This window comes from Pseudonocardia sp., from assembly GCF_025965585.1.
GTDB lineage: Bacteria > Actinomycetota > Actinomycetes > Mycobacteriales > Pseudonocardiaceae > Pseudonocardia.
On record NZ_JAOPWR010000059.1, the window covers coordinates 25,958 to 48,983 of the forward strand.

The following is a 23,026-nucleotide window of genomic DNA, read 5'->3' on the forward strand; positions in this document are numbered from 1 at the left end:
CGGTGCGGGCGTCGCCTAGGTTGGGACACAAGCGCCGCACGTCGATCGGGCGGCGGTACGTGAGTAGGGAGCGCAGTCGTGGCGTTGCGGATCGGCTACAAGGCGTCGGCGGAGCAGTTCGGGCCCCGTGACCTGGTGGAGTACGCGGTGCGGGCCGAGGAGGTGGGCCTGGACAGCGCTGTGGTGTCGGACCACTTCCTGCCGTGGCGTCACGAGGGCGGACACGCGCCGGCCGCGCTGGCGTGGCTGCCGGCGGTGGGGGAGCGCACCTCGCGCATCCAGCTGGGCACCTCGGTGCTGACCCCGACGTTCCGCTACAACCCCGCCGTGCTGGCGCAGATGTTCGCCACGCTGGGCCTGCTGTACCCCGGCCGGGTGATGCTGGGCGTCGGTACGGGGGAGGCGCTCAACGAGATCGCCGTGTCGGGCCGTGAGTGGCCGGACTTCAAGGAGCGCTTCGCCCGCCTGCGCGAGGCCGTGGACCTGATCCGGCAGCTGTGGACGTCCGACGAGGAGGTCTCCTTCGACGGGGAGTACTACCGGACGGTCAACGCGATCATCTACGACAAGCCCGAGCAGCCGGTCCCGATCTACGTCGCCGCGGGTGGGCCGATGGTGGCCCGGTACGCCGGTCGCGCGGCCGACGGGTTCATCTGCACCTCCGGCAAGGGGATGGACCTCTACACGGAGAAGCTGATCCCGTCGGTGGCCGAGGGTGCGGCGAAGGCCGGGCGCGATCCGGCCGACATCGACCACATGATCGAGATCAAGTTGTCCTACGACCGGGACAAGGACGTCGCGCTGGAGAACTGCCGGTTCTGGGCTCCGCTGTCGCTCACGGCCGACCAGAAGAACAGCGTGGACTCCGCCACGGAGATGGAGCGCCTCGCCGACGAGCTGCCCATCGAGCAGGTCGCGAAGCGCTGGATCGTGGCGTCCAACCCCGACGAGGCCCTCGATGGGATCAAGCCCTACGTCGACGCCGGCCTCAACCACCTGGTCTTCCACGGCCCCGGCCACGACCAGGAGCGGTTCCTCACCCAGTTCTCCGAGGACGTGCTGCCCAGGCTCCGCGAGCTGTGACAGCTCCGCGAACTGTGACCGAACCGGGGGCGGTCACTGCTGACCGTTTCCGGATCAGTCCCTAGGCTGAGCGGGCACCGGGGCGACGCCGCCCCGGGCGGAAGGGGAGCGGACGTGAGCACCAGCGAGGCGGTCGGAACCGAGGTCCCTGCGGTCGTGCGGGACGGGCGCGTGCTCCGGGTCCGGGTGGCGCGCGGACGGCACGGCACGCTCGACGGCGACGCCCTTCCGGAGATCGTCGCGGTGCTGGAGTCGCTCGACCCGTCCGAGGTCGGCGCCGTGCTGCTGGTCAGCGAGGGCGCCAGCTTCTGCACCGGCGGCGACGTGCGCGCCTTCGCCGGCGCCGAGGACCGCGGCGCGTACGTCAAGCAGCTCGCCGACAGCTTCCACCGCTTCATCACCGCGCTCGTCGCCTGCCCGGTGCCCGTCGTCGCGGGCGTACCGGGGTGGGCGGCGGGCGCGGGCCTGTCGATCGTCTGCGCCGCCGACCTCGCCGTGGCCGGCCGGTCCACGCACGTGCGCCCCGCCTACCCCGGCATCGGCTTCTCCCCGGACGGCGGCATGAGCTGGACGCTGCCCCGGATCGTCGGCGCCGGCCGGGCCAAGCACATGCTGCTCACCGACCAGGTGCTCGACGCCGACGCCGCGCTGGCCGCGGGCATCGTCACCGCCGTCGTCGACGACGCCGACGTCGTCGCGGAGGCCGAGCACACCGCGCTGCGCATCGCCCAGGGCCCGACGGCGGCGCTGGGCCGGATCAAGCGCCTGCTGGCGGGCTCGTCCGACCACACCCTCAGCGAGCACCTGGCGCTGGAGGCCGAGTCGATCTCCGTCAGTGCCGGCGGACCGGAGGGGGCTGAGGGGCTCGCCGCGTTCGTCGAGAAGCGAGCCCCCCGCTTCCACTAGGGAGAGGCGGGCTCCGCCCCGAGGTGGACGCGGCGCACCGCCGGGTCGTCGGCCGGCTCCCGCGAGGGTGCCGGACGCGACCACGCTGCCGATGGCCGGTATCTGCTGCTCGCCGCCGAGAGCGTCCCGGCCAGCTGCTTCGCCGGCTCCTCCAGGCGCGGGAACAGCGCGTAGACCCGCCCCATGGCGATCCGGCGGCGGTCGAGGCAGCCGTGGCGTTCGCGGTCCGGGCGGGCGGCGAGGGAGGGGGCGTCAGCCGGATGGGCGCATGGCCGGTGGCCATCCGGGCCGCCGCCGGCTCACGCCCCGGCGCCCGCGCCCGATTCGTCCGACACCCGATGGGGTAACCCGAGGTCGTGCCTGCTTCCGACGATCCTGCCCCGGCCGAGGAGCGGTCGCGCGTGACGGCGTGGCTGTCGGGCCTGGCCGTGCTCGTGTTCCTCGGGCTCGCGGCCGTGGCGATGCTGTGCGGCTACCGGTTCTTCGGGGTGGCTGCCGTCGTGCTGGCCGTGTTCGCGGCCGTGGAGCTGGCGTGGGTGCTGCGGACGCGGCGCTCCCGGGGCGCGGTGCGCAACGCTGAACGCCCCGGTCAGCAGCGCTGGCCGGGGCGTTCGAACGGTGAGGTCTAGCGGGAGGTGCCGGGCACCGAACCGCCGGCCACGAGGCGGCGGGTGCCGCCCGCGGCGCCACGGACCGAGCGGATGCCGGGCAGCTGCACGGCCGAGCGCGGCATCGCACGGCGGGCACGCAGCACCGGCCACACCGGCGCGGGCGGGAACAGCCCCTCCAGACCGGACGGGGTGGGCCCGCCGACGCTGGAGCGCAGCAGCTCCTGGTACTGGTCGTACTCGGCGACGGCCGCGGCGATGTCGCCCTGGGCCAGGTGCGCCTCGATGAGGGCGCGGCGGGCGCTCTCGCGGCTCGGGGCGGTGGTGACGGCGATCTGCGCCATCTCGACGGCGTCCTCGTAACGGCCGACGGCCGAGAGCCGCAGGCTGCGCTCCTCGACGGCGTGCAGGCGCAGCTGGCGGAAGCGCTCCCGCTCGACGGCGATCCACGCGGCCGTCCAGTCCGGGAGGATGTCGGCGCCCAGCGCGGTGGTGTCGGTGACCGCGTCGGCCGAGATCGTCGGCAGGGCGCGGATCAGGGCCATCGCGAACGCGAGGTCGACCTCGACGTCGGCGGCGAGAGCCAGGGGCGCATCGGGGTCGTCGGTGCCGGTGAGCAGGCCCGGGACGTCGACGGCGTCGACGGCGTCGCGGAGCAGCCGGGCCGCGGCGTTGGCGGCGACACCGGGGAAGAGGTCGGCCGCGAGCGCTGCGCGCTCCTGCGGACGGGGGTGGACGGCGAGGTAGGCCACGAGGCGTCGAGAGTCGACGCCGAGGGGTACGGCCACGCTGCCGTCGGCCAGCGTGAACGAGCCGAGCACTGTGATCCGACGGACGTCGTCCCGGTGCATGGCCTGAGTCGTGCGAGATCGTCGCTGATCGTCAGACATTCTCGTCCCAAAAGTGGTTGTACCCGTTGTTGACCCGAATGCAGCCTCGTGGCGCCGAGTCCGCAGAGAAGTGTTCTCCGCGTCAAGGGGATTGCCAAGGGGCATGTTCGTCACAGTTCGGGCTGACGTGCGGCCGTCCGGGTGACGCGCTGCTGCGATCTTACTCACGGTGCGGCGCGCATGCGGACGTGGGTGCCTCCGCGATCAGGCCAGACGTGCAGCGAGTCACACAGTTGCCGCGCTATCCAGATCCCGCGGCCCCGTGGCTCCGAGGGGTGCGGCGCCCGCAGGCCGGGCAGCGGGTCGCGGAGGGCACCGTTGTCCTGGACCTCGAAAACGAACCCGTCGGAGGCGGCCCACACGCTGATCTGCGCCTCGCCGGCACCGTGCTCGACGGCGTTGGTGGTGACCTCGTTGACCGCCAGTACGACGTCCTCGGCGCGGTCGCGCCCGTAGCCGGCGGCGAGCAGCGCGTGCTCGACCGCGTCGCGCACCTCGTTGAGCTGCCAGGCGCCGAACACCATCCGCGAGTCCGGAGGGCCGAGCAGCACGGGGGAGGGGGCGGGGACCTCGGCGAGGACGTCGCGCGGGCGCCGGTACCAGGGGTTGTGGCGCTGCTCGCCGTCGACCAGCAGCAGCGGGTGGTTCCGCCGCGCGCCTGCGAGGACCTCCAGGTGCAGCGGCATCTCCGGGAAGAAGCAGGTGATGTGCACCGGCAGGTCGGACAACGCGACGTTCATGGCGGCGTCGAGCTCGGTCCAGAAGCTGCCGTCGAGCCCGTCGAAGCGGTTCCAGTGCTCGGTGACGACGGTGGCGGAACCCGAGGCCGCGGTGAGCTCGCGGAGCTGGCGGGCGCGGCGGGCGGCGAGCGTCTGGCCGGAGCCCCCGTCGGATCCCTCCGGCGGGGCCAGCTGCATGAGCCCCGGCAGGCTCCCGAACATGTCGTACACGGCCTCCATGGTGGACGGCTGCACGGCGACGGCGACGGGCTCGCCGCGCTCGAGCCCGGCCGTGACCAGCGGGAGGAGCTGAGCGAGCAGGTTGTCACGGGAGCTGTGGAGGCCCACGGCGTGCGTCATCCGGGGCTGCGGCTCGCGGGTGTTCTCGACCTTCACGAGATCGCTCCCGGCTGCTCCACCGCCGGGAGCGGGATGACCACGAGCTGCGCAGCGAACGGGGCCCCGCAGCGGTCGAGCACGCGCATCACCCGCGGCTGCACGCCGGCGAGCACCAGCCGGTGGGTGCTGGGGAACTCCTCGGCGGCGTGCACGAGGCCGACCGCCCCCGCCACGTCGAGGAACCGCAGCGACGACAGGTCCAGCGTGATGTCGGTGGGCGCGGAGTGCGAGCGGAGTGCGGCGTCCAGCGTGGACTCGAGCAGCCGCCGGACCTGCAGCCTGTTGCTGTGGTCGACCTCCCCGGCGATGCGCGCCGAGGCGGGCCCGATGTGGGTGATGCGCAGCAGGGTGTCGTCGTACACGGCGGGCGTCACCAGCTCGGTCTCATGGATGTCGCGCATCTCCGCGACGGCGTGGTCGTCGAAGTACCGCCGGTCGTACCGGCACAGCATGCGGGTGGTGGGGCTCGTGTGCAGGAGGCGGTCGACCGAGCGCTCGAAGTCGACGATCTTCTGCAGGCCGCCGGCCCGTAGCCCGGACTGCGACTCGCCGGCCAGCCGCAGCCCCGGCCAGCCCTGCGCGTGCGTCTCGTCGATCTGCTCGGCGATGACCTGGGTGATCGCCTCGGCCGGTTGGGTCAGCGTCTTGCGCGTGATCTCCGTGGGCACGATGAGCAGCTGGCCCCCGTCCAGGGCGTCGCGGACGCCGACGCGGTCCTCGAAGAGCCGGCGCAGCATCCGGTCGGCGGTGTCGTCCTCGAAGTAGACCACCCGGTCACCCGCGGCGAGTCCGTCGGCGACCCACGCGGCCGTGACCTCCCACAGGTGCTCGTCACTGTCCGGAATGACGCACGAGTGATCGGCCAGGGAGAGATCCCCGATCGCTCTCGTCATGGCCCACCCCGCCGGAACCTGATCGTGGGTCCACCTTCGTGGCGCCCGGACACGCCCTGAGCAGGCGATGAACGCAGCGTGAACCGGGTCCTACTCTACGTCCGCCTCCCGGGGGTCTCGCCCGCCCGAGCGGTGAACGAGGCGGTGAGATGCTGATCGTCGGCGACGAACGGTGATCGTTCATGCAGATGCACGTGCCGACGCGGGCCTCGACCACGGCCGGCGCCGGTCCGCTCACACCCCGTCGGAGCCCGTCACGCCACCAGCGGTGGCACCATCGCCTCCACGAGATGGGGGCCGGGCTCGGCCGCCGCCCTCCGCAGCGCGCCGGCGAAACCCTCGGCGGTGTCGACCCGTACGGCGGGCACGCCCATGCCCGTGGCCAGCGCGACGAAGTCCAGCCGCGGGCCGCCGATGTCGAGCAGCGCCTTCGCGCGGGCGCCGTCGCCCACGACGAAGCCCGACGCCCCGACCTGCTGCAGCTCGCCCCGCAGGATCGCGTAGGCGCTGTTGTTGTAGACGACGGTGGTGACGTCGAGGCTCTCGCGGGCGTGCGTCCACAGTGCCGAGATCGTGTACATCGCGCTGCCGTCGGCCTGCAGGCACCACACGGGACGGTCCGGGCAGGCCACGGACGCACCGGTGGCGGCGGGCAGGCCGTAGCCGATGGCGCCGCCGGTGAGGGTGAGCCAGTCGTGGCGCGGGGCGCCCGCGGTGGCCCCGGGCAGTCCGAGGCCTGACGTGATCGCCTCGTCGACGACGATCGCCCCCTCGGGCAGCAGCGTCCCGACCACGGCCGAGGCGGTCTCGACGGTCAGGGCGCCCGTGGGCAGCTGCGGCCGGGACGCCCGCGCCAGGGTGGGGGTGGTGCCGGGGGCGACCAGGTCGGCGAGCTCGGCCAGTGCGTCGGCGGCCGCGCCCTCGCGGACCACCACCTCGTGCACGGTGCAGCCCTCGGGCACGAGATCGCCCGGCTGGCCGGGGTAGGCGAAGAAGCTGACCGGCGAGCGGGCCCCGACCAGGACGAGGTGCCGCGCGCCCCGCAGCTGGTGGACGGCCATGTCGGCGGCGTAGCCGAGCCGCCCGGCGGGGGCGACGCCCGCACCCCGTTCGAGCCGGGTCGGGAAGGTCTCGGTGAGCAGCCGCGCTCCGGTGGCGGTGGCGATCCGGTCGGCGGCGGCGAGCCCGTCGGCCCGGGTGGCGTCGCCCCCGACCAGCAGGACGCACCGCTCCCCGCAGGTGAGGGCGTCGGCGGCCGCCTTGACCGCCTCCGGCTCGGCGGTGACCCGGGACGCGACAGGCCGCGGTGCGGCGGGAGCCCCGCCGTCGGACCAGCTGACATCGGCGGGCAGTACGAGGGTCGCGATGGTGCCCGCACGGGCCGCGGCCACGGCGGCGGCCGCGTCGGCCCCGACGTCCGCGGAGGAGGCGCTGTGGTGCACCCACCCCGACACCGACCCGGCGACGGCGTCGATGTCGGACTGCAGCGGGGCGTCGTACCGCGCGTGGAACGTGGCGTGGTCGCCCACGACGTTGACGATCGGCGTGCCGGCCCGGCGGGCGTTGTGCAGGTTGGCCAGCCCGTTGCCCAGGCCCGGCCCCAGGTGCAGCAGCGTGGCCGCGGGCCGGTCGGCCATCCGGGCGTAGCCGTCGGCCGCGCCGGTGGCCACGCCCTCGAAGAGGGTCAGGACCGCACGCATCTCCGGCACCCCGTCCAGCGCGGCGACGAAGTGCATCTCCGACGTGCCGGGGTTGGCGAAGCAGACGTCCACGCCGCTCGCGACGAGGGAGTGCAGGAGTGCGTGCGCTCCGTTCACGCGCTCGTGCTCTCCGGCGTCCGGACGTTCACGGCCGTGCTGGGGGAGTTGACCAGCGTCTGCAGCACCACGCAGTAGCGCTCGGTCAGCTTCATCAGCGTGGCGACCTGGTCGGCGTCGGCCGTGGTGTCCAGGTCGAAGGTCAGGCGGATGTCGCGGAAGCCCACCGGGGCCTCCTTGTCGACGCCGAGCGTGCCGCGGAAATCGAGGTCGCCCTCGGCGTGCAGGGTGCCGGCGACGTCGATGCCCAGCGATGTGGCGACCGCCCGCATCGTGACGCCGGCGCAGGCCACGAGGGCCTCGAGCAGCATGTCGCCCGAGCAGAGCTGCATGCCGTCGCCCCCGGTGGCGGGGTGCAGGCCGGCCTCGACCAGCGCGGTGGCGGTCGTGACCCGGCAGGCGATACCGGTGCCGTCGAGCTCGCCGTCGGCCTTGAGCGTGACCACCGCGGAGGCGGGGTCGTCCTTGTACTGCGCCTTCAGTGGGCCCTGGATGCCCTTGAGCGTGTCTGCGTCCATGGGCGACATCGTGCCTCCCGGCCGGGCGCCACGCACCCGCCGGGTGGACGGGCCGGCAGTACTGTCTGCTCCCGTGCCCGCCGCACCGACGCTCTCGGACCACAGCCGCGTCCTGACGATCCCCAACGCGCTGAGCGTGCTGCGCCTGCTCGGGGTGCCGTTGTTCGTCTGGCTGCTGATCGGCTCGCGGCCCGACGGGTTCGCCGTGCAGGACGTCTGGGCGATCGTCGTGCTGGGCATCGGCGGCATCACCGACTGGCTCGACGGCAAGCTCGCCCGGCTGCTGGACCAGCACAGCCGTCTGGGGGCCCTGCTCGACCCCGCGGTGGACCGGCTCTACATCCTCGCCGCGCTGGTGGCGCTGGCCGTGCGCGACGTCGTGCCCTGGTGGGGCGTGGTCCTGCTGGTCGCCCGCGACCTGGTGCTGGGCGTCTGCGTGCTGGTGCTGCGCCGCCGCGGGTACGGGCCCTTCGTCGTCACCTACCTGGGCAAGGCCGCCACGTTCCTGCTGCTGTACGCCTTCCCGCTGCTGCTGGCCGGCCTCGGGGAGGGCTGGTTCTCCGACATCTGCCGCCCGCTGGGCTATGCGTTCGCGATCTGGGGCACGGCCCTCTACCTCTACTCGGGCGCGCTCTACCTGGCGGAGTTCGTGCTGGCGCTGCGGCGTCCGGTGGACCGGCCGCCTGCCGATGGGGCGGTGCCCCGGCCCACCCCGTCGGATGGCTAGGCTCCCCGGCGTGATCCCCGAGGACCTGCGGTACACCGAAGCCCACGAGTGGGTGCGCGAGATGGGGGACGGGGTGGTGCGGATCGGCATCACCGACCACGCCCAGTCCCAGCTCGGCGATGTCGTCTTCGTCCAGCTCCCCGACGTCGGGACCACGGTGGCCGCGGGCGCCGCGGTCGGCGAGGTCGAGTCCACCAAGTCCGTGTCGGACCTCTACGCCCCCGTCGGCGGCACCGTCGTCGCGGTCAACGAGGCTCTGGCCGACAATCCCGAGCTGATCAACAGCGGCCCGTACGAGGCCGGTTGGATGATCGACGTGCAGCTCGCGGACGGCGCCACGGGCGTCCCCGCCGACCTGCTCGACGCCGCGGCGTACGGCGAGCTCGTCGGCAGCTGACCGGCCCGTGCGGGTCCTGCCCCACGCGGTAGGTTGACCGCACCAACCACGCCGGACGGCCCATCAGGCCGCCCCGGCACATCGTCCAGCGCACATTTGCAGGAGTGCAGGAGGAGTCCCCGAGGTGACCACGAACGACGGGCCCGGCGTGCCCCCGGAGCGTTCCCCCGAGACCACGTCGGTCTTCCGGGCTGACTTCCTCTCCGAGGCCGAGCCTCCCGCCCAGGACCAGCCGGTCTCCGGCGTCGACGCCCTGCCCGAGGGCGCAGCCCTGCTGGTGGTCAAGCGCGGGCCGAACGCGGGATCGCGGTTCCTGCTCGACCGTGCGTCCACCAGCGCGGGGCGCCACCCCGACAGCGACATCTTCCTCGACGACGTCACGGTGTCGCGCCGGCACGCGGAGTTCCGCAACGACGGCGGCGAGTTCGTCGTCGTCGACGTCGGCAGCCTCAACGGCACCTACGTCAACCGCGAGCCGGTCGACACCGCCGTCCTCGTCAACGGTGACGAGGTCCAGATCGGGAAGTTCCGGCTGGTCTTCATCACCGGCGCCCGCGGCTGACGTCGCACGACGCCGGCCGGGGTGCGTTCGCGACCCTCGGCGACCGTCCGCCGCCCGTCCGGAGGCGGGCGCGGGCCGGGCGTCACGTGTAGCGTCGAAGCACAGCAGGACCGTCAGGAGGAGGAGAGCGCATGAGCGAGATGCGCGTCGTGGGCGTCCGGGTCGAACTGCCCGCGAACCAGCCGATCCTCCTGTTGCGGGAGACCAGTGGTGATCGCTATCTCCCGATCTGGATCGGCTCGGTGGAGGCCACCGCGATCGCCCTGGAGCAGCAGGGGGTCAAACCCGCCCGCCCGTTGACCCACGACCTCCTCAAGGACGTGATCGCCGGGCTGGGCCGCCGACTGGAGCAGGTGCGTATCACCGACCTCCAGGAGGGCACGTTCTACGCCGAGCTCGTCTTCGACGGCGGGGTCAAGGTGTCGGCGCGGCCGAGCGACTCGGTGGCGCTGGCCCTGCGGGTCGGGGTGCCGATCCACGCCGAGGAGAGCGTCCTCGCCGAGGCCGGGCTGATCATCCCGGACGAGCAGGAGGACGAGGTCGAGAAGTTCCGGGAGTTCCTGGACTCGATCTCTCCCGAGGACTTCCGGGGCGCCCAGCCCTGAGGTCCGGCCCCGGTCCGGGTATTCCGCCGGGCGACACGCCCAGGACTGGGTGACCGGTCCGGCGCGCCGCGTTGACCGGTCGCGTGTGCCCGCTTACGGTCAGTGCAACACAGTGGTGATCCACCGGACGGTTCCTCCGCACCGGGTGCACCCCGGCGGGAAGGAGCTCGGTGGACGACCCGCCGACCAGCACGCCTGAACAGGGCGAGCTCTTCCCTGATCCCCTCCTCGGAGCGGGGTTCGACGGGACGCCCGACCAACTCGTCGGGTTCCGGGGGCCCACCGCCACGCAGGTCGTGGGCATCACCTACCGGCAGCTCGACTACTGGGCCCGCACCGGTCTCGTCGTCCCGTCGATCCGTGGGGCCGCGGGCTCGGGGTCGCAGCGCCTCTACTCCTTCAAGGACGTGCTCGTCCTCAAGGTCGTCAAGCGGCTGCTCGACGCCGGGGTGTCCCTGCAGAACATCCGTGTCGCCGTCGAGCACCTGCGGCGCCGCGGCATCCGCGACCTCGCCGGCATCACCCTCTTCAGCGACGGCACCACGGTCTACGAGTGCTCCTCGCCTGAGGAGGTCGTCGACCTGCTCCGTGGTGGCCAGGGCGTGTTCGGCATCGCGGTGTCCGGGGCCATGCGCGAGATCAGCGGCTCCATCAAGGACTTCCCGGTGGAGCGCGCCGACGGCGGCACCGTCGACGAGTCGCCCGAGGACGAGCTGTCGCGCCGCCGCTCCCGCAAGGCCATCAGCTAGCTCTCTCAGCTCTCGACTCGAAGGGGCCGTACTCGGCCGGCAGCCTGTCGAGACGGGCCTGGTTCCACAGCGCGAGGCCGACGGCGGGCAGTGAGACGCCGAACGAGATCATCGCCTGCGGGTGGTAGGCGGCGGTGGTCGCGGGCGGCGGGGCTTCGTGGTCATGGGAGAGCGTGCCGCTCCCCGCCGCTCCGGCGTCCGTGGAGCTACGGCGCGTGGGTCACGAGGTCGTCACCGCGCCCGGCCGCCCCGCCGTCGTCGAAGGCGCCACGCTCGGCCAGATGGTCCACGAGCAGTCGGCCGACGTGGTGCACGTGCTCCTCCATCGCCGCACGGGCGGCGCCGGGATCACGACGGGCCAGGGCGTCGAAGATCGCGTCGTGGTCGTGCGCCGACGCCTCGGCCCAGCCCTCGACACGGCCGAAGTGGTCGAGCGGCACGTAGTGCACGGTCATGACCAGCATCGACGTGAGGCGGTGGGCGCCGGGGGCCTTGTTGATCGTGCGGTGGATCTCGTGGTTGAGCTGGTCCACCCGCGTGGCGTCGCCGGCGCGGGCCGCCGCCTCGAGGTCGCGCTGGACGGCGCGCAGCCGGTCGATCTCGGTGCGGGGCAGCAACGTCGCGCTGCGGGCCGCGAGCTCGCCTGCGATGTGGGCCTGGACGGCGAACAGGTCGTGCACGTCGCCGCGCTCGACCGGCACCACGCGGAACCCACGGCGCGGCTCCCAGCGCACCGTGCCCTCGCTCTGCAGGATCATGAGGGCCTCGCGCACCGGGGTGGCGCTGACACCGAGCCGGGTGGCGAGGTGCTCGACCCGGATGAACTCCGAGGCGCGCAGCTCGCCGACCATGATCGCCTCGCGGATGTGGCTGGCCACCCGCTCGCTGAGCTGCTGCTTCGGGAAGTCCACCTCAGCCGAGTCCGCCCCGCTTGACCAGCTGCGAGGCGATGACGTTGCGCTGGATCTCGTTGGTGCCCTCGCCGACGATCATGAGCGGGGCGTCGCGGAAGTAGCGTTCGACGTCGAACTCGGTGGAGTAGCCGTATCCGCCGTGGATGCGGACGGCGTCCAGCGCGACCTCCATGGCCATCTCGGAGTTGAAGAGCTTGGCCATGCCGGCCTCCATGTCGGCGCGCTGGCCGGCGTCGTACTTGTCGGCGGCGTAGAGGATGAGCTGGCGGCCTGCGGTGATCTTGGTGGCCATGTTCGCGAGGTAGTTGCCGATGGACTGGTGCTTCCAGATGGGTTGGCCGAAGCTCTCGCGGTCCTGGGCGTAGCGGAGGGCGTCGTCGAAGGCGGCGCGCGCCACGCCGAGGGCGCGGGCCGCGACCTGGATGCGGCCGGTCTCCAGCCCCTTCATCATCTGGGCGAAGCCCTTGCCCACGACGCCGCCGAGCACGGACGAGGCGGGGGCGCGGTAGCCGTCGAAGAGCAGCTCGCAGGACTCGACGCCCTTGTAACCGAGCTTGGGCAGGTCCTTGGAGACCGTGAGCCCGGGGCCGTGCTCGACCAGCAGGATCGAGACGCCCTTGTGCGGGGGAGTGGCGGTGGGGTCGGTCTTGCACATCAGCGCGATGAGCTGGGAGCGCCGCGAGTTGGTGATCCAGGTCTTGGCGCCGTCGACAACGTAGGTGTCGCCGTCGCGGGTGGCGCGGGTGGTCATGGCCTGCAGGTCCGACCCGCCGCCGGGCTCGGTGAGCGCCATGGTGGCCCGGACCTCGCCGGTGGCCATCCTCGGCAGGTAGTGCTGCTTCTGCTCCTCGGTGCCGAAGGCCAGCAGGAGCTTGGAGACCACGGTGTGGCCGCCCATCGCGCCGGCGAGGCTCATCCAGCCCCGTGCGAGCTCGGCGGTGACCAGCGCGTAGCAGGGCATCGAGACCGGCGCCTCGCCGTAGGGCTCCGGGATGGCGAGCCCGAAGATCCCGAGCTCCTTCATCTGCTCGATCAGCTTCTCGGGATATTCGTTCGCGTGTTCGAGTTCGCGGACCACGGGGCGGACCTCACGGTCCACGAACTCGCGCACGACGTCGACGACGGCCTGTTCCTCGGTGCTCAGCTCCACGGGCGTCAACATAATATAGAGTTCGTGCTCGGTCAGCTGCGTGTGACGAGGTCGCGGACGATCGCCCGCAGGCCGGCGTGGCGGAGGTAGAGCGCCACCCAGGCGACGATCCCGGTGTAGACGGGGAAGAGCAGCGTCGAGAACAGCGGGGCCTCGACGCGCAGCTGCGAGCACACGGCGCCGCCGAGGTAGCCGGTGAGCAGCACCGCACCGAGCAGCGAGGTCCGCGGCACCAGGTAGAGGGCGAGGCAGCCGAGCAGCGTCGCCCCGACGACGGGCACGGCTGATGCGGGGAAGCCCATCTGCACCGTCGCGTCGACGACGGCCTGCACCTGCAGGAGCTTGGTGATGCAGTCGAAGGCGAGGAACAGCGTGAGGCCGACGGTCAGCACGATGCCCGTGACGGCGGCGGCGCGGCTGATCGGGACGGCGGGGCGGGTCGTGGTGGTCATGGGAACTCCTGGGTGAGCCGAAGCGGAACGGACACAGGGGAGACCCGCGCGCCGAGCGCGAGTCATCGGTCGGCGCGCGCCCTCTGTGCCGGGCGTGCACGGAGCTGCGCGCGCGCCGGGAGGAACGCGCGTGCGACGCGACCGGGGCCGGACGCACGGGCGCATCGCCCTGACCACCGGCTAGAGTGGGCGGCGCAGTCGCCGAACCAGCGCGGGAGAGACCCGGACTCCCGAATGAAGGGACAGAGCCGGGCGCCGAAGGAGCAAATCCTCCCCGGAACCTCTCAGGCAGCCAGGACCGCGTTGGCGAGACGCCTCTGGAAAGCGACGCCCGCAATGCTGGGCGTCCGCCGACGGGGAAAGCCCGGTTCGATCCGGGTGAATCTCTCAGGCGCCCGGGTACCGGGCGGAGACAGAGGGGGAGGGCAGTGCCCCGCGCCGCCCGAGTCTCGAGGAGCCCCTTTTGTCTGAGCGACCTTCCCTCCAGGATCTGGAGCGGGGCACCCCGTTCGCCGACCGCCACATCGGCCCCCGCCCGGCCGAGCTGGACACGATGCTCGCCGCCATCGGCGCGGGCTCCCTCGACGAGCTGGCCGCCGCGGCGGTGCCGGACAGCATCCAGGACCGCGAGCCTGCCCCGTCGAGCCTCCCGGCCGCGGCCACGGAGACCGAGGTGCTCGCGGACCTGCGCCGCCTGGCCGAGCGCAACACCGTGACCGTCCCGATGATCGGGCTTGGTTACTCCGGCACGGTCACGCCCACGGTGATCCGGCGCAACGTGCTGGAGAACCCGGCCTGGTACACCGCGTACACGCCCTATCAGCCCGAGATCAGCCAGGGCCGGCTCGAGGCGCTGCTGACGTTCCAGACGACCGTCTCGGACCTCACCGGGCTGCCCGTCGCGGGGGCGTCGCTGCTCGACGAGGCCACCGCGGCCGCCGAGGCCATGACGCTGCTGCGCCGCGCCGGGAAGGCGGCCTCGCCCCGGTTCGTGGTGGACGCCGACACCCTGCCCCAGACCCTCGACGTGCTGCACACCCGCGCTGCGCCGCTGGGCATCGAGCTGGTGGTGGCCGACCTGTCGGCCGGTCTGCCCGAGGGCGAGTTCTACGGGGTCCTGCTCTCCTACCCCGGTGCGTCCGGGGCGGTGCGGGACCTCGCGCCCCTGATCGACGCGGCTCACGAGCGGGGCGCGCTCGTCGCAGTCGCGGCCGACCTGCTCGCGCTGACCCTGCTCACCCCGCCCGGCGAGCTCGGCGCCGACGCCGCGGTCGGCACCACGCAGCGCTTCGGCGTGCCGCTGGGCTACGGCGGGCCGCACGCCGGCTACCTCTCGGTGGGCCAGAAGCTCTCCCGTCAGCTCCCCGGGCGTCTCGTGGGCCTCTCCCTCGACGCGGACGGCCACCCCGCGCTACGGCTGGCCCTGCAGACCCGCGAGCAGCACATCCGCCGGGAGAAGGCCACCAGCAACATCTGCACCGCGCAGGTGCTGCTCGCCGTCGTCGCCGCCTGCTACGCCGTCTACCACGGCCCCGACGGCCTGCGCCGCATCGCCCGGCGCGCCCACCGGATGGCCGCGGTGCTCGCCGCCGGGCTGCGGGCCGGGGGAGCGGACGTCGTGCACGGGGCGTTCTTCGACACCGTGCAGGCCCGCGTGCCGGGCCGTGCCGATGCGGTCGCCGATGCCGCCCACGCGTCCGGGATCGCGCTGCGCCGGATGGACGCCGACACGGTCGGCATCGCGTGCTCGGAGCTGACCACCGTCGCGCACGTGGAGGCGGTCTGGGCCGCGTTCGGGATCGAGGCCGACGCCACGGCGCTGGACGCCACCACCGACGACGCGTTGCCGGCGGAGCTCACCCGCACCAGCGACTACCTGTCGCACCCTGTCTTCCACGAGCACCGCTCGGAGACCTCGCTCATGCGCTGGCTGCGCCGCCTCGCCGACGCCGACCTCGCGCTCGACCGCACGATGATCCCGCTCGGCTCGTGCACGATGAAGCTCAACGCGGCCACCGAGATGGAGCCCATCACGTGGCCGGCGTTCGCCGACCTGCACCCCTTCGCCCCCGAGAGCGACGCCGCGGGCACGCTGGAGCTGATCGCCGACCTGGAGCGCTGGCTCGCCGAGCTCACCGGGTACGCGGCGGTGTCGCTGCAGCCCAACGCGGGCAGCCAGGGTGAGTTCGCCGGGCTGCTGGCCATCGCCGCCTACCACCGCAGCCGCGGCGACGACCACCGCGACGTCTGCCTCATCCCGGCCAGCGCCCACGGCACCAACGCCGCGTCGGCCGTGATGGCGGGCATGCGGGTGGTCGTCGTCGCCACGAGCCCGACCGGCGACGTCGACCTCGACGACCTGCGCGCCAAGATCGCCGACCACCGCGACTCCCTCGCCGCGCTGATGATCACCTACCCGTCCACGCACGGCGTGTACGAGGCCACCGTGCGCGACGTGTGCGAGGCCGTCCACGAGGCCGGCGGCCAGGTCTACGTCGACGGCGCGAACCTCAACGCGCTGGTGGGCGTGGCGCGGCCGGGGGCGTTCGGCGGCGACGTCAGTCACCTGAACCTGCACAAGACGTTCTGCATCCCGCACGGCGGCGGTGGGCCCGGCGTCGGACCGGTGGCCGTGGCCGAGCACCTGGCGCCGTTCCTTCCCGGCCGCGGGACCGTCGGCGCGGTGTCGGCCGCTCCGCACGGCAGCCCGGGTGTGCTGCCGATCTCGTGGGCGTACGTGCGGCTGATGGGGGCCGAGGGCCTGCGGCGCGCCACCCTGACCGCCATCGCCGCGGCCAACTACGTCGCCAAGCGCCTCGGCGAGCACTACCCGGTGCTCTACGCGGGCGCCGGTGGGCACGTGGCCCACGAGTGCATCCTCGACCTGCGCGGCATCACGAAGGCCTCCGGCGTCACCGTCGACGACGTGGCCAAGCGGCTCGCCGACTACGGCCTGCACGCCCCGACGATGTCCTTCCCGGTGGCGGGCACGCTCATGGTGGAGCCCACCGAGAGCGAGGACCTCGCCGAGATCGACCGCTTCGTCGACGCCATGATCGGCATCCGCGGGGAGATCGACCGGGTGGCGGCGGGGGAGTGGCCGGTGGAGGACAACCCACTGCGCGGCGCCCCGCACACCGCGGCGTGCATCGCCGACAAGTGGAACCACCCCTACAGCCGCGAGCTCGCCGCCTATCCGACCGGCGTGACGCCGGGTGTGCACGACCACAAGGTCTGGCCGCCGGTCCGGCGCATCGACGGCGCCCACGGCGACCGCAACCTCGTCTGCAGCTGTCCGCCCGTGGAGGCGTACTCCTGAGCCGCTGACGGCGGGCCGAACACCCTGGCGGGTGGGCCCCCTCCAGCGCCCACCCGCCATCTCCATGAGGCGCGGATCCGCGCCGTGATACCTCGTCGCCCGTATCTTTCGGTGTCAAGCAATCATTGACGCCATCGAATCGTCGATCAAACGATGACCGACCGGCAACGCCTCGACCACGACGAGGGGAGCGGCGGGATCAGATCGTGACGGCGAGCTCGTCGCACACCGCGACGAGCCGGGACCGCAGGGGAGCGGCACGCTCGGCGAAGCCCGCCTGGGCGCGGGCGTACTCGGCGCGGCCGGCGGGGGTCTCGATGCGGACCGGCGGGTAGCCGAGATCGGCCAGGTCGTACGGGCTCGCCCGCATGTCGAGCTCGCGCACGTCGACGGCGAGGGCGAAACAGTCGGCCAGCAGCTCCGACGGCGTGACGGGAGCGAGCTTGTACGCCCACTTGTAGAGGTCCATGGTGGCGTGCAGGCAGCCGGGCTGCTCGTGCTCCGCCTGGTCGGCGCGCTCGGGCGTCAGCGCGTTGAGGGGGCGCGCGGCGACGGTGAAGAACCGGAACGCGTCGTGGTGCGTGCAGTGGATCGGGAGCTGCTCGACGACCGCGTCGGTGCCCGCGGCACCCAGCCGCAGCGGGACGGCGCCGTGGCGGGGTGCGTCGGTGCGGTAGACCATGGCCCACTCGTGCAGGCCGAAGCAGCCCAGCCGCGGCGGCCGGGACGCGGTGGCGACGAGCAGGGCCCGCACGAACTCCGCCGTGGACCCCAGCCGCTCGGGGAGCTGCGCCGGGTCGAGGCGCAGACCGTCTCCGTCGCGGACGTAGCCCGGCCGGTCGAGGAACTCTTCCGCGTCGCGGAGCGCCACCCCGGGGCCGGGGTGCCACTCCTCCAGCCGTACCGGGCGCAGCGAGTAGTAGGTGAAGAGGAAATCCATCACCGGGTGCGCCTCGTGGCGGCGCCTGCGCTCGCGGTGGGGGAGCGTCCAACGCTCGACGCGCGCCCGGTGGGCATCGGCGCGAGCACGCCACACCGGCCCGTCGAGCAGCTCCACGGGCTCGACCGTACCTGTTTCTGATGAAGCGGATCCCTCGGCCATAACGTCCGGAAGGTCCCGTTCGACAGCACTGTCGCCAGCGCCGTTACGCCGAATGCAGGAGCACCCGTGAACCGAACGATCAGGACCTTCGCCGCAGGTGTCGTCGCGGCCGTCGCGGCGGTGCTCCTCCCCGCCGGCGTGGCGCACGCGGCCACGCCGCCGCCGTCCACGACGTGCTCGTCGTCCACGGCGGTGAAGGTCTCGACCGCGGCCGCCCTGACCAAGGCCCTCGCGGCGGCCGTGCCGGGCACGATGATCACCCTGGCGCCCGGGACCTACGCAGGCACCTTCGTCGCCCGCGCGAAGGGCACGAGCGCGAAGCCCATCGCGCTCTGCGGCCCGCGCACGGCCGTCCTCACCGCGGGCGCGATCGACCGCGGCTACACCGTCCACCTCGACGGCGCGGCGTACTGGCAGGTCAGCGGCTTCACCGTCCGCGGCGGCATGAAGGGCGTGATGGCCGACAACGCCCAGGGCAACCGCATCGAGGGCCTGCTGATCGACGGCGTCGGCGACGAGGCCCTGCACCTGCGCACGAACAGCAGCGACAACCTCGTGCGCGCCAACACCATCCAGCGCGCCGGGCTGCGCACGCCGTCCATCGGCGAGGGCGTGTACGTGGGCAGCGCGCAGAGCAACTGGTGCGAGCTCACGGCGTGCGGGCCCGACCGCAGCGACCGCAACGTGATCGAGCTCAACGCCGTCTCGGCGACCACGGCCGAGGCGGTGGACATCAAGGAGGGCACCACCGGCGGGATCCTGCGCAAGAACACGTTCACCGGCGCCGGCACGACGGCCGCCGACTCGTGGGTGGACGTCAAGGGCAACGGCTGGACGATCAGCGAGAACACCGGCACCACCAGCTCGGTGGACGGCTTCCAGGTGCACGCCGTGCTCGCGGGCTGGGCGCTGGACAACGTGTTCAGCGGCAACAAGGCCACCGTCAACGGCACCGGCTACGGGTTCCTCGTCACCACCAACAAGGACCGCAACCGCGTGACCTGCACGAACACGGTGACCAAGGCAGCCAAGGGCTACTCCAACGTGGCCTGCCGCTGAGCGGTCAGGAGCCGACGGTCCGGTTGCCCGGGCCGTCGGCCTCGATGCCGTAGGCGAGGATCCGGCGCGGATGGATCCGGATGACGCCCGGTGCGACGCCCGGGAAGGCGGCCACGGGGTGCTCGTCGGGCAGCACCTCGGCGGTCCCGCGGATCTCCAGCGCCCGCGGCTGCCGCGGCTCGGCCACGACGTCGTCGACCACCAGCGACACGCGACCGTCGCGCTCGACGTTGCGCCACTTCTGGGTGTCGGGGTTGCTCAGGCCGGGGATGTCGATGGTGCCGGTCTCGGCGTCGACCAGGAAGCCGACGGGGCGCACCTGGGGCGCTCCGCCGGGGCCGATCGTGGCGAGGCGGGCCAGGTGCTGCCCGCGCAGGTAGTCCAGCTCGGCTGCGGTGAAGGTGCTCATGGCGTCATCGTCGGACGTGAACCCGGCTTCAGGTCAAGGCAGGTCTACCCCGTCAGACGCGGTGGTGTGGGTGGAGTCGGAGACCGTGCCGACGTAGTGCTCGATGAGGTCCTCGAGCGTCACCACCCCGACCGTGACGCCGCGGGTGTCGTTCACCCGGCCCAGGTGCGCGCCCGTGCGGCGGAGCTCGGCCAGCGCCTCGTCCAGCCGGGCGGCCGCGCGCACCTCCGGCAGCAGCCGGACGCGCTCGGGCGGCACCTCGGCCTCGGGGTCGTCGACGAGGTCGAGGATGTCCTTGACGTGCAGGTACCCGGCGAACCGGCCATCGGCGGCGAGCACCGGGAAGCGGGAGAAGCCGGTGTCGGCCACGGCGACGGCCACGTCCCCGACGGTGGGCCGCACCCCGAGCGTGACCAGCTCGTCCCGGGGCACCAGCACGTCGGCCACCATCGCCTCGACCGAGTTGATCGTGCGCTCCAGGCGCCGGTGCTCGTCGTCGTCGAGGAGGCCCTCGCGGCCGGACTCGGCGATGAGGTCGGCCAGCTCACCGGAGGTGAACGCCGCCTCCAGCTCGTCGCGGGGCTCCACCCCCAGCAGCTTCAGCACGCCGTTGGCCATCACGTTGAACAGCTCGATGAGCGGCCGCATGACCGTGGTGAAGACGAGGAACGGGGGCACGAGCTTGATCGCGGTGCGCTCCGGGCCGGCGATCGCGATGTTCTTCGGCACCATCTCGCCGATCACCATGTGGGCCATCACGACGATCGCCAGGGAGAGTGCGAACGCGACCGGGTCCAGGATCTCCCTCGGCAGCCCGGCCCAGGCGAACGGAGCCTCGATGAGGTGTGCAACAGCGGGCTCGCCGAGACGGCCGAGCAGCAGCGAGCAGATCGTGATGCCCAGCTGCGACGCCGCGAGCATGCGCGAGAGGTCGGCACCGGCGCGGAGGACCGTGGCGGCGCCCGCGACACCCGAGCGGGCCATCGCGTCGAGCCGGTCGCGCCGGGCGGAGACCAGCGCGAACTCGGCGCCGACGAAGAACGCGTTGGCCCCCAGCAACGCGACGGTGGCGAGCAGGGCCATCAGGTCGTTACCCACGGACGTGCTCCCGGTCGTCGGTGACGTTCCCGTTGACGTTCCCGGGGGGCCGCTCGGGGGTGGCGGCCCGGTCGCGCGGGCGGTCGACGGGGACGAGCCGCGGGGTCGCGGCAACCGCCTCGGGCCCGTCGACGGCATCGGGACGGGCGAGCCGCAGCTCGGCGATCCGATGGCGGTCGCGCCGCATCACGGTGAGCGTCCACCCGTCGACGGCGACGTCGGCGCCGACGTCGGGGATGCGCCCCAGCCGGGACAGCACGAGCCCGGCCAGGGTCTCGTAGGCCCCGTCGGGCATCTCGAACCCGGTGGCGTCGGCCACCTCGTCGCCGCGCAGCAGGCCCGACACCAGCCAGACGCCGCGGCCCATCGGCCGCACGCGGGCCTGCTCGGCCCGGTCGTGCTCGTCGCGGACGTCGCCGACGATCTCCTCGACCAGGTCCTCCAGCGTGACGATGCCCGCGGTGCCGCCGTACTCGTCCACGACCACGGCGACCTGCAAGCCCGACTCGCGGAGACTGGTGAGCAGCGCGTCGCCGTCGAGGGACTCCGGGACGGTGGGCACGGACTGCGTCAGCTCGCGCACGGTGACCCGTGCGCGGTCCGCCGCCGCGACCCCGAACGCCTGCTTGACGTGCACTGCGCCGAGCACGGCGTCGGGGTCGCTGTCGTAGACCGGGAAGCGGGAGAAGCCGCTGCGCCGGGAGACGGCGATGAGGTCGGCCACCGTCTCGTCGGCGTCGAGCGACTCGACGCGCACGCGTGGCGTCATGAGGTCCTCGGCGACGCGGTCGGTGAAGCGCAGCGACCGGTCCAGCAGCGTCGCGGTGCCTGCGTCGAGGGTGCCGTGCTGGGCACTGCTGCGCACGAGCGAGCTGAGCTCCCGCGGCGACCGGGCCGAGCGCAGCTCCTCGGCGGGCTCCACCCCGAGCCGGCGGACGATGGCGTTGGCCGAGGCGTTGAGCGCGCTGATCAGCCAGCGGAACGTCTGGGCGAACCCGCTCTGCAGCCATACGACGGCGCGGGCGACGCGCAGCGGGTCGGCGATCGCGAGGTTCTTCGGCACGAGCTCGCCGAACACCATCGACACCGTCGTGGCCAGCAGCAGTGCCAGCACCGTGGCGATGCCGGAGGCGACGCCGTCGGGCAGGCCCAGGGCGGTGAGGCCGGGCTGGAACAGCGACGCGATGGCGGGCTCGGCCACGTAGCCGGTGACGAGCGTGGTGACGGTGATACCCAGCTGGCTGCCCGACAGCTGGAACGACAGGGCCCGGTGGGCGCGCTGCACCCGGCGGGCCGCCCGGTCGCCGTACTCGGCGACGTGGGCGTCCACCTGGCTGCGCTCCAGCGCGGTGAGGGCGAACTCCGACGCGACGGACACGGCGGTGCCGGCCGTCAGGGCCACGACGGCGAGCAGGCCGAGCAGCGACCACAGGACGCTCACGGCGCGACCACGGGGGTGGGGGCGCCGACGATGGCGCGGAGGAGCCGGAACGGGCCCGGCGTCGTACTGCAGCCCGGCTCGGCGGGACGTGCGGTGGGCACGAGAGGGACTCCTCGAGAAGGGTCCGGCCAGTGTAGGGGGGCCCGGCGCGCCCTACCGGACGGCGCCCAGGTGACCTCCGCGTACCGCCGCGGGTGGTGAGCCGCGCGTCACCTCCGTGCGACCCGGGTCCGAGCGGGATCTAGGTTGACACGTCATGAACGGCAGCCGCACGGGTGCGCGCGAGTCGTCCTCGCCGTTCGTCGACTTCGACCGGACGTCCTGGGCGAAGCTCGGTGAGAACACCCCCCTTCCCCTGACGGCGGAGGAGCTCGACCGCGTCCGCAGCTTCGGTGACGCCGTCGACCTCGACGAGGTCCGCGAGGTCTACCTGCCGCTGTCGCGGCTGCTCACGCTGCACGTACAGGAGGGCGGGCGGCTCTACCGCGCCTACCGCACGTTCCTCGGGGCGAACACCGCGCGCACGCCGTTCGTCATCGGGATCGCGGGGTCGGTGTCGGTCGGCAAGTCCACGACCGCGCGCCTGCTGCGGCTCTTGCTCGCCCGCTGGCCCCAGCACCCGCGCGTCGAGCTGGTGACCACCGACGGCTTCCTCCTGCCCAACGCCGAGCTGGAGCGGCGCGGCCTCATGGCGAGCAAGGGCTTCCCCGAGTCCTACGACCGGCGCGCGCTGCTGCGGTTCGTCACCGCGGTGAAGGCGGGGCGGGCCGAGGTGACCGCCCCGGTCTATTCGCACCTCGTCTACGACATCGTCGAGGACGAACGGCTGACCGTGCACCGGCCGGACATCCTGCTGCTCGAGGGCCTCAACGTTCTGCAGCCCAGTGTCTCGGGATCGCTCGCGGTGAGCGACTTCATCGACTTCTCCGTCTACGTCGACGCCGCCACCGACGACATCCGGCGCTGGTACGTCGACCGGTTCCTGCGGTTGCGCGAGACCGCGTTCCGCGACCCCGACTCGTACTTCCGCCGCTACGCCGCGCTCGACGAGCAGCAGGCCGTGGCCCGGGCCGAGAGCATCTGGTCGGAGATCAACGGCCCCAACCTGCAGCACAACATCCGCCCCACCCGGGGCCGCGCCAGCCTGGTGCTGCGCAAGGGGCCCGACCACAACGTGACGGGCATCCGGCTGCGCAAGGTGTGACCGGC

Annotated in this window: 24 protein-coding genes and 1 riboswitch; of the genes, 11 read left to right on the forward strand and 13 right to left on the reverse strand. The window is 73.0% G+C overall.

All coding sequences use genetic code 11. The features are described from left to right. The first annotated feature begins 78 nt into the window (after positions 1 to 78). Together fgd and JWR81_RS03600 are read left to right on the forward strand one after the other, a co-directional pair. Positions 79 to 1,083 carry a glucose-6-phosphate dehydrogenase (coenzyme-F420) gene (gene fgd / locus JWR81_RS03595; protein ID WP_297646530.1) on the forward strand — a complete coding sequence of 335 codons (1,005 nt, stop codon included), beginning with the start codon at positions 79 to 81 and terminating at the stop codon, positions 1,081 to 1,083. Positions 1,084 to 1,197: 114 nt separating this feature from the next. After that, positions 1,198 to 1,989 (forward strand): enoyl-CoA hydratase-related protein, encoded by a 792-nt coding sequence (locus tag JWR81_RS03600; RefSeq protein WP_297646532.1) that lies wholly within the window; start codon positions 1,198 to 1,200, stop codon positions 1,987 to 1,989. Here JWR81_RS03600 and JWR81_RS03605 read toward each other — a convergent pair. Then, positions 1,986 to 2,174, reverse strand: coding sequence for a hypothetical protein (locus tag JWR81_RS03605; protein ID WP_297646534.1), 189 nt, complete (start codon positions 2,172 to 2,174; stop codon positions 1,986 to 1,988). The genes JWR81_RS03600 and JWR81_RS03605 overlap by 4 nt on opposite strands. Before the next feature lie 216 nt (positions 2,175 to 2,390). On the opposite strand from JWR81_RS03605, the gene JWR81_RS03610 reads away from it, so the two are divergent. Continuing rightward, the gene (locus JWR81_RS03610; RefSeq protein ID WP_297646536.1) at positions 2,391 to 2,618 is read left to right on the forward strand and encodes a hypothetical protein; all 228 of its coding nucleotides are present in this window, start codon (positions 2,391 to 2,393) and stop codon (positions 2,616 to 2,618) included. On the opposite strand, the gene JWR81_RS03615 is transcribed toward JWR81_RS03610, so the two are convergent. The 5 genes from JWR81_RS03615 to JWR81_RS03635 form a co-directional block, all read right to left on the reverse strand. Continuing rightward, a complete protein-coding gene (locus JWR81_RS03615) occupies positions 2,615 to 3,448 on the reverse strand; it encodes a BTAD domain-containing putative transcriptional regulator (protein ID WP_297646538.1) in 834 nt (277 codons plus the stop codon). The genes JWR81_RS03610 and JWR81_RS03615 overlap by 4 nt on opposite strands. A 203-nt stretch (positions 3,449 to 3,651) precedes the next feature. Next, on the reverse strand, positions 3,652 to 4,602 hold the full coding sequence (locus JWR81_RS03620) for an ATP-binding protein (protein ID WP_297646540.1): 951 nt from the start codon (positions 4,600 to 4,602) through the stop codon (positions 3,652 to 3,654). Then, positions 4,599 to 5,498, reverse strand: coding sequence for an MEDS domain-containing protein (locus JWR81_RS03625; protein ID WP_297646541.1), 900 nt, complete (start codon positions 5,496 to 5,498; stop codon positions 4,599 to 4,601). The genes JWR81_RS03620 and JWR81_RS03625 overlap by 4 nt, the downstream gene beginning before the upstream one ends. Before the next feature lie 254 nt (positions 5,499 to 5,752). Next, the gene (locus JWR81_RS03630) at positions 5,753 to 7,315 is read right to left on the reverse strand and encodes an acetolactate synthase large subunit (protein WP_297646544.1); all 1,563 of its coding nucleotides are present in this window, start codon (positions 7,313 to 7,315) and stop codon (positions 5,753 to 5,755) included. Next, positions 7,312 to 7,833, reverse strand: a complete 522-nt coding sequence (locus JWR81_RS03635; RefSeq protein ID WP_297646546.1) for an OsmC family protein — start codon at positions 7,831 to 7,833, stop codon at positions 7,312 to 7,314. Before JWR81_RS03635 ends, JWR81_RS03630 begins: the two co-directional genes overlap by 4 nt. A 73-nt stretch (positions 7,834 to 7,906) precedes the next feature. Here JWR81_RS03635 and JWR81_RS03640 point away from each other — a divergent pair, with 73 nt between their 5' ends. From JWR81_RS03640 to JWR81_RS03660, 5 genes are all read left to right on the forward strand, one after another. Further along, positions 7,907 to 8,560, forward strand: coding sequence for a CDP-alcohol phosphatidyltransferase family protein (locus JWR81_RS03640; RefSeq protein WP_297646548.1), 654 nt, complete (start codon positions 7,907 to 7,909; stop codon positions 8,558 to 8,560). After that, positions 8,553 to 8,957 carry a glycine cleavage system protein GcvH gene (gene gcvH / locus JWR81_RS03645; RefSeq protein ID WP_297646550.1) on the forward strand — a complete coding sequence of 135 codons (405 nt, stop codon included), beginning with the start codon at positions 8,553 to 8,555 and terminating at the stop codon, positions 8,955 to 8,957. Before JWR81_RS03640 ends, gcvH begins: the two co-directional genes overlap by 8 nt. A 124-nt stretch (positions 8,958 to 9,081) precedes the next feature. After that, entirely contained in the window at positions 9,082 to 9,519 is a 438-nt protein-coding gene (gene garA, locus JWR81_RS03650; RefSeq protein WP_297646553.1) for a glycogen accumulation regulator GarA, read from the forward strand. A gap of 131 nt (positions 9,520 to 9,650) precedes the next feature. Beyond that, the gene (locus JWR81_RS03655) at positions 9,651 to 10,124 is read left to right on the forward strand and encodes a bifunctional nuclease family protein (RefSeq protein ID WP_297646555.1); all 474 of its coding nucleotides are present in this window, start codon (positions 9,651 to 9,653) and stop codon (positions 10,122 to 10,124) included. A 170-nt stretch (positions 10,125 to 10,294) separates the two neighbouring features. Continuing rightward, the gene (locus tag JWR81_RS03660; protein WP_297646557.1) at positions 10,295 to 10,873 is read left to right on the forward strand and encodes a MerR family transcriptional regulator; all 579 of its coding nucleotides are present in this window, start codon (positions 10,295 to 10,297) and stop codon (positions 10,871 to 10,873) included. A 206-nt stretch (positions 10,874 to 11,079) separates the two neighbouring features. Here JWR81_RS03660 and JWR81_RS03665 read toward each other — a convergent pair whose 3' ends face one another. The 3 genes from JWR81_RS03665 to JWR81_RS03675 are packed head-to-tail and all read right to left on the reverse strand — an operon-like array spanning position 11,080 to position 13,389. Beyond that, positions 11,080 to 11,784, reverse strand: coding sequence for a GntR family transcriptional regulator (locus JWR81_RS03665; RefSeq protein WP_297646559.1), 705 nt, complete (start codon positions 11,782 to 11,784; stop codon positions 11,080 to 11,082). A 1-nt stretch (position 11,785) separates the two neighbouring features. Continuing rightward, positions 11,786 to 12,931, reverse strand: coding sequence for an acyl-CoA dehydrogenase family protein (locus JWR81_RS03670; RefSeq protein ID WP_297646576.1), 1,146 nt, complete (start codon positions 12,929 to 12,931; stop codon positions 11,786 to 11,788). Between the two features lie 38 nt (positions 12,932 to 12,969). After that, positions 12,970 to 13,389, reverse strand: coding sequence for a DoxX family protein (locus JWR81_RS03675; protein WP_297646561.1), 420 nt, complete (start codon positions 13,387 to 13,389; stop codon positions 12,970 to 12,972). A gap of 202 nt (positions 13,390 to 13,591) precedes the next feature. Beyond that, a riboswitch (glycine riboswitch) is annotated at positions 13,592 to 13,700 on the forward strand. 152 nt (positions 13,701 to 13,852) lie between these two features. On the opposite strand from JWR81_RS03675, the gene gcvP reads away from it, so the two are divergent. Beyond that, on the forward strand, positions 13,853 to 16,708 hold the full coding sequence (gene gcvP / locus JWR81_RS03680; RefSeq protein ID WP_297646563.1) for an aminomethyl-transferring glycine dehydrogenase: 2,856 nt from the start codon (positions 13,853 to 13,855) through the stop codon (positions 16,706 to 16,708). A 199-nt stretch (positions 16,709 to 16,907) separates the two neighbouring features. Here gcvP and JWR81_RS03685 read toward each other — a convergent pair whose 3' ends face one another. Then, positions 16,908 to 17,810 carry a 3-methyladenine DNA glycosylase gene (locus tag JWR81_RS03685; RefSeq protein ID WP_297646564.1) on the reverse strand — a complete coding sequence of 301 codons (903 nt, stop codon included), beginning with the start codon at positions 17,808 to 17,810 and terminating at the stop codon, positions 16,908 to 16,910. A 66-nt stretch (positions 17,811 to 17,876) separates the two neighbouring features. On the opposite strand from JWR81_RS03685, the gene JWR81_RS03690 reads away from it, so the two are divergent. Then, the gene (locus tag JWR81_RS03690; protein WP_297646566.1) at positions 17,877 to 18,869 is read left to right on the forward strand and encodes a right-handed parallel beta-helix repeat-containing protein; all 993 of its coding nucleotides are present in this window, start codon (positions 17,877 to 17,879) and stop codon (positions 18,867 to 18,869) included. Positions 18,870 to 18,873: 4 nt separating this feature from the next. On the opposite strand, the gene JWR81_RS03695 is transcribed toward JWR81_RS03690, so the two are convergent. From JWR81_RS03695 to JWR81_RS03705, 3 genes are read right to left on the reverse strand one after another with little or no spacing between them, the layout of a single operon-like run. Further along, the gene (locus tag JWR81_RS03695; protein ID WP_297646568.1) at positions 18,874 to 19,278 is read right to left on the reverse strand and encodes a PPOX class F420-dependent oxidoreductase; all 405 of its coding nucleotides are present in this window, start codon (positions 19,276 to 19,278) and stop codon (positions 18,874 to 18,876) included. Between the two features lie 33 nt (positions 19,279 to 19,311). Next, a complete protein-coding gene (locus JWR81_RS03700; protein ID WP_297646578.1) occupies positions 19,312 to 20,361 on the reverse strand; it encodes a hemolysin family protein in 1,050 nt (349 codons plus the stop codon). 7 nt (positions 20,362 to 20,368) lie between these two features. After that, the gene (locus JWR81_RS03705) at positions 20,369 to 21,817 is read right to left on the reverse strand and encodes a hemolysin family protein (protein ID WP_297646570.1); all 1,449 of its coding nucleotides are present in this window, start codon (positions 21,815 to 21,817) and stop codon (positions 20,369 to 20,371) included. Positions 21,818 to 22,073: 256 nt separating this feature from the next. Here JWR81_RS03705 and coaA point away from each other — a divergent pair, with 256 nt between their 5' ends. Continuing rightward, a complete protein-coding gene (gene coaA, locus JWR81_RS03710) occupies positions 22,074 to 23,021 on the forward strand; it encodes a type I pantothenate kinase (protein ID WP_297646572.1) in 948 nt (315 codons plus the stop codon). Positions 23,022 to 23,026: the final 5 nt, after the last annotated feature.

Bases quoted from the DNA above. Each gene is read 5' to 3' on its own strand.
- JWR81_RS03700 (WP_297646578.1), bottom strand. From the start codon at position 20,361: ATGGCCCTGCTCGCCACCGTCGCGTTGCTGGGGGCCAACGCGTTCTTC.
- coaA (WP_297646572.1), top strand. From the start codon at position 22,074: ATGAACGGCAGCCGCACGGGTGCGCGCGAGTCGTCCTCGCCGTTCGTC.
- JWR81_RS03675 (WP_297646561.1), bottom strand. From the start codon at position 13,389: ATGACCACCACGACCCGCCCCGCCGTCCCGATCAGCCGCGCCGCCGCC.
- JWR81_RS03605 (WP_297646534.1), bottom strand. From the start codon at position 2,174: ATGGGGCGGGTCTACGCGCTGTTCCCGCGCCTGGAGGAGCCGGCGAAG.
- JWR81_RS03635 (WP_297646546.1), bottom strand. From the start codon at position 7,833: ATGGACGCAGACACGCTCAAGGGCATCCAGGGCCCACTGAAGGCGCAG.
- JWR81_RS03615 (WP_297646538.1), bottom strand. From the start codon at position 3,448: ATGCACCGGGACGACGTCCGTCGGATCACAGTGCTCGGCTCGTTCACG.
- JWR81_RS03625 (WP_297646541.1), bottom strand. From the start codon at position 5,498: ATGACGAGAGCGATCGGGGATCTCTCCCTGGCCGATCACTCGTGCGTC.
- JWR81_RS03655 (WP_297646555.1), top strand. From the start codon at position 9,651: ATGAGCGAGATGCGCGTCGTGGGCGTCCGGGTCGAACTGCCCGCGAAC.
- gcvH (WP_297646550.1), top strand. From the start codon at position 8,553: ATGGCTAGGCTCCCCGGCGTGATCCCCGAGGACCTGCGGTACACCGAA.
- JWR81_RS03695 (WP_297646568.1), bottom strand. From the start codon at position 19,278: ATGAGCACCTTCACCGCAGCCGAGCTGGACTACCTGCGCGGGCAGCAC.
- JWR81_RS03685 (WP_297646564.1), bottom strand. From the start codon at position 17,810: ATGGCCGAGGGATCCGCTTCATCAGAAACAGGTACGGTCGAGCCCGTG.